1 protein-coding gene and 1 pseudogene are annotated in these 619 nt (G+C 40.4%); both read right to left on the reverse strand.

The genetic code is table 11. The features are described 5' to 3' along the window. Positions 1–262 precede the first annotated feature (262 nt). Complete coding sequence (gene yacG, locus R7E78_RS28035; RefSeq protein ID WP_005462546.1) at positions 263–457, reverse strand: DNA gyrase inhibitor YacG; 195 nt, start codon at positions 455–457, stop codon at positions 263–265. 68 nt (positions 458–525) lie between these two features. Next, positions 526–619 (reverse strand): annotated as a pseudogene (locus R7E78_RS28040) (cell division protein ZapD); the annotation flags it as partial.

Raw genomic sequence — 619 nt, forward strand, 5'->3', positions numbered from 1 at the left:
CACTCCGCGCCTCTTCCTAGGTAGCAAGAAAAATATCTGCGTTCTGAGCTAAACAAATTGCTTGTGTTTAAATAACTTACTTAACCCGCTGATATAGAGTGGAACTGTAACTTGAAAGGTTACAACCCCGATAGTAGTGGAGAAGTCTTCAGGGAAAGTTTTCCGACAGGCAATAAAAAAGTTGACGCTTTCACGCCAACTTTCTCAACTTTTAGAACCTAGAACCTAGAACCTAGAACCTAGAACCTAGAACCTAGAACCTCTAGTATTGATCTTCTGACCAGCCGTCACTGTCTGACATATCTGGGGCGCCAGCAATGGCATTTTCTTCATCTGCCCATTCACCAAAATCGATCATTTGGCATTTTTTACTACAGAAAGGGCGATGAGGACTTTGTTCTCCCCATTCAACGTCGGTACCACATTGAGGGCATTGAACGATAGTAATTTTAGACATGGTTGAATCGTCCCATTGTAATCTTGGTATTAAAGCGAAGTATTTAGAATAATAGCCTGATGTTTTGATTAGCTACAAACGGCTAATTCAAACTCGACATCTTGTGTGCATGCCTGACCATTTTCAAAAGCCATAAATTTAATCGCAAAACGATTTTTATGA

Source organism: Vibrio sp. YT-19(2023), from assembly GCF_033337395.1.